At 60.6% G+C, this 5,555-nt stretch carries 6 protein-coding genes; 2 read left to right on the top strand and 4 right to left on the bottom strand.

The window, feature by feature from the left end:
• Positions 1-313, top strand: a 313-nt coding sequence (locus tag V6M87_RS26930) for a hypothetical protein (protein WP_332879755.1), incomplete at its 5' end; no start/stop codon positions are given.
• Here V6M87_RS26930 and rtcA read toward each other — a convergent pair.
• Genes rtcA through V6M87_RS26915 form a run of 3 tightly spaced genes read right to left on the bottom strand, consistent with a single transcriptional unit; the run spans position 270 to position 2,749 of the window.
• A complete protein-coding gene (gene rtcA / locus V6M87_RS26925; RefSeq protein WP_332879756.1) occupies positions 270-1,319 on the bottom strand; it encodes an RNA 3'-terminal phosphate cyclase in 1,050 nt (349 codons plus the stop codon). The genes V6M87_RS26930 and rtcA overlap by 44 nt on opposite strands.
• A gap of 13 nt (positions 1,320-1,332) precedes the next feature.
• A complete protein-coding gene (locus tag V6M87_RS26920) occupies positions 1,333-2,562 on the bottom strand; it encodes an RtcB family protein (RefSeq protein WP_332879754.1) in 1,230 nt (409 codons plus the stop codon).
• A complete protein-coding gene (locus V6M87_RS26915; protein ID WP_332879753.1) occupies positions 2,552-2,749 on the bottom strand; it encodes a hypothetical protein in 198 nt (65 codons plus the stop codon). The genes V6M87_RS26920 and V6M87_RS26915 overlap by 11 nt, the downstream gene beginning before the upstream one ends.
• Positions 2,750-2,935: 186 nt before the next feature.
• On the opposite strand from V6M87_RS26915, the gene rtcR reads away from it, so the two are divergent.
• Positions 2,936-4,534, top strand: a complete 1,599-nt coding sequence (gene rtcR, locus V6M87_RS26910) for an RNA repair transcriptional activator RtcR (protein WP_332879752.1) — start codon at positions 2,936-2,938, stop codon at positions 4,532-4,534.
• Between the two features lie 4 nt (positions 4,535-4,538).
• Here the strand turns inward: rtcR and V6M87_RS26905 are convergent.
• Positions 4,539-5,555 (bottom strand): hypothetical protein (locus V6M87_RS26905; protein WP_332879751.1); only part of this gene is annotated, 1,017 nt, incomplete at its 5' end.

Below are 5,555 nucleotides of genomic sequence, written 5' to 3'. Positions count from 1 at the left end.
TCAGAAACAGTCCCCGTACATCTCGTCGCAACCTGTTGATTTGTTGCAGCAATTTGCTGGGAGGCGAACTATAGCAAAGCCCAATCGCGACTGCAAGGAAAAAGAACCGGTTTTTGTGCCCCCTGAGTTGCAATGTGAGTTGCTGAACAGATCGTCATTTTCCGCCGTTGATTATAAGACCATTAATCTTCTGATCGGGAAGAGCTCGGGCCAACAATCTTATGCGGCGCTGCATTTTGCAATCCGCCGCGAAGACGAGCGACCGCCAGCTATTCGGCGGCCTGTGCCGATGACACCGGACAAGCTGATGTAACGGCGCAGGTTGACCTGGCGCCATGTTGCGTGAAGGCAAACCTGACCGGCAAAAAACGTTCGATGATGCTGGCGTTGGTCAACGCATGCTGCGACACCTTGTCCACCGTGAAGGTGCCGCCGCCCGCCAGCGCGAACGGCAGCATCAGCTGATCGGCAAGGTACTCGTCGGCTACCGCACCGGACGCGATGTAGCGCCGCACGCGGCCGACCAGCGCCTTGGCCACCGCTTCGGCCCGCACCGATTTTTCGCCAAAGCCGGCAAACACCGCGGTGACGTGCTCGTAGACGATCGTCGCGAGCAGCACGTTGCCGGGCCCGTACTCTGGCGCCAGGCGCACCACGCGCAGATCGTCACCCGTCCAGCCGAGGCCAGAGCTGACGCCCTCGAGTTCTCGCGTGGCGACGTCCAGCGGCACCCCTGCAATCACGCTCTCCGCATACCCGGCGCTACGCGCACCGCGCTCGCACAGTTCGACAGGCGCGAGCCCGGCACATGGCGCCACCCGCGCCACAAGCACGCCGCCGCCGGCCGGATAGAAGCCAACCCGCTCGACGTCGAGCACCACATCGGCGCCCATCTGGTGCAGCACCGGCAAGTAAGCACGCTGCAGGAACGGCGCCGGCGGCGCCAGCGGATTGTGCGTGCCGCCGCTGATGCGTACCGTCGACGCCACCGGCGCGAACAGCAGTGCAGGCAGAATCGTCTGCAGCACCAGCGTGCAGCTGCCGGCCGAGCCGATGGCAAAGGTATAGTCGCCGCCGCGTATGGCCTGCGGCTGGAACAGCAGTTCCGTCGATCCGATCTGTGCGCCAGTGACTTCGGCGCCACTGATAGCAGCAGCCGCCTGGACCGCCGCCAGGTGCTGGCGCATCAGCCCTGGCTTGATCCGGCGCGCGCGGATCCGCACAATGCGAAACGGCTGGCCCGTGATCATCGACAGCGTCAATGCCGTGCGCAACACCTGGCCGCCGCCTTCTCCTTCTGATCCATCAATTTCTATCATCATCCTGCTCTCTCTATCCTTTGACGCAGACCACCTGCTTGAGCGTGTGGACCACTTCCACCAATTCCCGCTGCGCTGCCATCACCGCGTCGATATCCTTGTATGCCATCGGGATTTCGTCGATCACCGCTTCGTCCTTCCGGCACTCCACACCTTCAGTAGCCTTGATCTGGTCGGCGAGCGTGAAGATGCGCTTGGCCTTCGTCCGGCTCATGGTACGGCCCGCGCCGTGGCTGCAACTGTTAAAACTCTCCGGATTGCCTTTGCCGCGCACGATAAAACTCTTCGCCCCCATCGAACCCGGAATGATCCCCAGCTCACCGGCCCGCGCCGACACCGCCCCTTTCCGCGTGATCAGCACATCCTTGCCGAAGTGACGCTCCTTCTGCACATAATTGTGGTGACAGTTGACGGCCTCCACGTGGGTCTCGAACGGTTTTGTAATCACCGTGCGCAGTGCCGCGATCAGGTTCTGCATCATCACTTCGCGATTGGTACGCGCATACTTTTGCGCCCAGCCGACCGCTTGCACGTAATCGTCGTAATGCTGCGTGCCTTCCGACAGATACGCCAGGTCGCGATCGGGCAGGTTGATGAAGTGGGTCCGCATGTCCTGCTGGGCCAGTTCGATGAAGTGTGTCCCAATGGCGTTACCCACGCCGCGCGACCCCGAGTGCAGCATCAGCCACACCGCGCCCGCTTCGTCCAGGCAGATTTCGACGAAGTGATTGCCGCCGCCAAGCGTCCCCAGGTGCCGGTAGTTGTTCGTGTTCGCGAGCCGCGGCGTTTTCAGGCAGATTTCGTCGAACTCGGGTTTCAGCGCGGCCCAGGCCAGGTCGACAGCATCAGGCGTATCGTGCCAGGCGCCGATGTCCCGTTTACCGCGCTGCTTCGGCGCGCTACCGTGCGGGATCGCCCGCTCGATAGCTGTCCGCAGCGGTCCCAGGTTGTCCGGCAAGTCGCTGGCGGACAACGTGGTTTTGGCCGCCATCATGCCGCAACCGATATCCACGCCGACGGCCGCGGGAATGACTGCACCCAGCGTCGGCACGACGCTGCCGATCGTCGAACCTTTGCCAAGGTGGACATCGGGCATCACGGCCAGATGCTTGTAGATGAAGGGCATGCGCGCGGTGTTGGCGAGCTGGCTTTTCGCTTCATCTTCCACCGGGACGCCACGCGTCCACATCTTGATTGGCGCGCCGCCGTCGTGTTGCATGACATCGTAATCGTTATTGTTCATCGTTGTTCTCCTGTTGGATCAGATTTTCCAGGACGTCCTGCCAGACATCGCCGGGTGCTGCGTGACACGCATGGACACTCAGCAGGCGCCAGCCGTGCGCGCCGTTTGGCACCGACACAATCGACAGGGTGCTGGCCGAACCGGCCGCGCCCTTTCCCATTTTTCCTGCCTTGATCATCCATGCCATGACGGCTCTCCCGGGTACCGAAGACGATCTGTTCGTCTTCGCGTTATCCCATCTATTGCAAGCTGCGTGCCACGTCGACGTCGATCTCTCAAGTGTCTGATTCTTAAACGATATCTGAAATTACCGCTGTACAGCAGCGCCCGGCGACAATACTATTCCTTATCCCCTCATATAAACTTTTATCCAATGAAAAAGAAGCGCCTCGTTGTCCTTGGCTTTCTCGGCTCCCAGCTCGACAAGGGCTCGCGCAGCGAACGGTGGGAAAAGTGGCGCCCGACGATCGCGTTGACGCAGCATGACGACCTCGTTATCGACCGCTTTGAGCTGCTGTACAACGCGCCGTTCACGAATCTCGCGCGCAGTGTGCAGGCCGATATCGGCGCGGTGTCGCCTGAAACGACCGTGGTACCGCGCCTGCTCGATATTGCCGACCCATGGGACTTCGAGCAGGTGTATGCGGCGCTGCTCGATTTCGCCCGGGATTATCCGTTCGACCTCGACGCCGAAGAATACTGGATCCACATCACGACCGGCACCCACGTCGCCCAGATCTGCCTGTTCCTGATGACGGAAGCGCGGTTTTTTCCCGGCCGCCTGGTGCAGACGTCGCCGCCGCGGCGCGCGAGCAGCAAGAATCCCGGCGAGTACATCCTGATCGACCTCGACCTGTCGCGCTACGACCAGCTGGCACAACGCTTTTCGCTGGCCCATGCGGAAGGGATCGCGTTTCTCAAGTCGGGCATCGCGACCCGCAATGCCGATTTCAACCGCATGATCGAAGAGATCGAGCATGTGGCCATCAAAAGTCGCGCACCGATCCTGTTGATGGGCCCCACCGGCGCCGGCAAGTCCTTCCTCGCGCGCCGCGTCCACGAGTTGAAAAAAGCCCGCCATCAGATCGACGGCAAGTTCGTCGAAGTGAATTGCGCAACGCTGCGGGGCGATGGCGCTGCGTCGGCCCTGTTCGGCCACGTCAAGGGCGCTTTTACCGGCGCGGCGAATGATCGTCCCGGCTTGCTGCGCAGTGCCCACCGCGGACTGCTGTTCCTCGACGAGATCGGCGAACTGGGTCCGGACGAACAGGCCATGCTGCTCAAGGCGATCGAAGAGAAGCGTTTCTTCCCGATGGGGAGCGACCATGAAGTGCAGAGCGACTTTCAGCTCATTGCCGGCACCAACCGCGACCTCGCGGCCGAGGTGCACGCCGGCCGTTTTCGCGAAGACCTGTACGCGCGCATCAATCTGTGGAGCTATGCCTTGCCCGGCCTGGCCCAGCGCGTCGAAGACATCGAACCGAACCTGGCGTATTTGCTCGCGCAGTTCAGCGAAGAAAACGCCAGCAAGGTGCGCTTCAACCGCGAATCGCGCGCACGCTTCATGCGCTTCGCCGTCTCGCCGGCGGCCCTGTGGAGCGGGAATTTTCGCGACCTGTCGGCATCGGTGACGCGCATGGCGACGTTGTCGGAATCGGGGTTGATCAGCGACGCCGTGGTCGACGATGAAATTGCCCGTTTGAAGCGAATGTGGCGCCATGGCCGCGCGCCTTTTGACGGCGATGCACTGGCGTCGGTGCTGGGTGACGATGGCGCCGCGCAGCTGGACCGGTTCGATGCGGCGCAGCTGCGGGAAGTGATCGCAGTCTGCCGCGCGGCGCGCAGCCTGTCCGATGCGGGGCGCCAGTTGTTTGCCGTGTCGCGCGCTGCCAAGGCCAAACCGAATGACGCGGACCGCCTCAAAAAATATCTGGCGCGATTTGCCCTGGAGTGGGAGCAGGTGAGCCGATAGTGTCCTACTCGTCGAACATTCCGTCTTTTACTGTCGTGATGTAGATCTTCCTTTGACTCATCGAAATGAGGACGCGGTTGGCACGCAAAAAGTCCGCACCGAGGACCATGACTTCACCACTGAGGTTCATGTCGAAAATACGTAGCGTCGATTTTTTGGTAGGGCCGTTACCGATGGATACCATGGCCGGCACTTTCGTGACCTTGTGCACTTTGTCGTACCAACCCTTGGCCTCGCCGTCTTCTTCGGCGCCAGGCATATCGTGGGTCAGCCCTAGGCGCGCGGCCGTGTGCGAATCGATCATCGAATATTCGTAATCTGTGGCGATTGTCGCCATGACGCGCGTGCCATTGACGGTGACCCAGAACCAGGGGCGCATGTCATTGTGCTGGGGGTCTGCGGTGAAGGTGACAACCGTGGCTTTCGGGTCCCACGATGCCAGGAACGTCCGGATACATCCGCTCGGCTTATTCTGCTTCATGTAACCGTCGGCGAAAGCCAGTTCCAGGTCGTTACGCAGCAACATCGTCCCACCAACCTGGCCGTCGTACAAATCGCTATGTTTGTCGAGCACCACGATTTCGCCGCTGCGCGCGGCGGCGCCAACCGTGACGTTATCGGCGAAAACAGTGAGTAAATTGACGCCGACATAGTTGGTGGAACGCGATTGCACCGGCAAACCAAGCTTCTCAATTGCGTCGCGGTTCAATGTGGTAGCGGAATCGCTGGAATGGAGTTTGAACCGGAATGGTTTCTGGTTCACTGTCCCTGTTACAACCGGCGCACGGTGGGGACCGGCAAAGGCGATCGGTGTCGTGACGGTGGTGCCAAGATCGCATTGCGCGTAGGTAGAAAAACTGGCCAGCAGTCCGGCGCAGAAAAAAACAGATTTCAATGTTCGCCCAAGTGAGTAGTTAATTTGATAAGTCACCATCATGCCATTGGACGAAAAAAAACCCCACGCATTTCTGCATGGGGTTTCTCTCTTATAACTAGCCTGACGATAACCTACTTTCACACT

It is taken from the genome of Massilia sp. S19_KUP03_FR1 (assembly GCF_036688685.1).
Lineage (GTDB): Bacteria > Pseudomonadota > Gammaproteobacteria > Burkholderiales > Burkholderiaceae_D > JALYUM01.
Note: the sequence above shows the minus strand (reverse complement) of the source record. Positions and strands in the feature narration are given on the sequence as shown.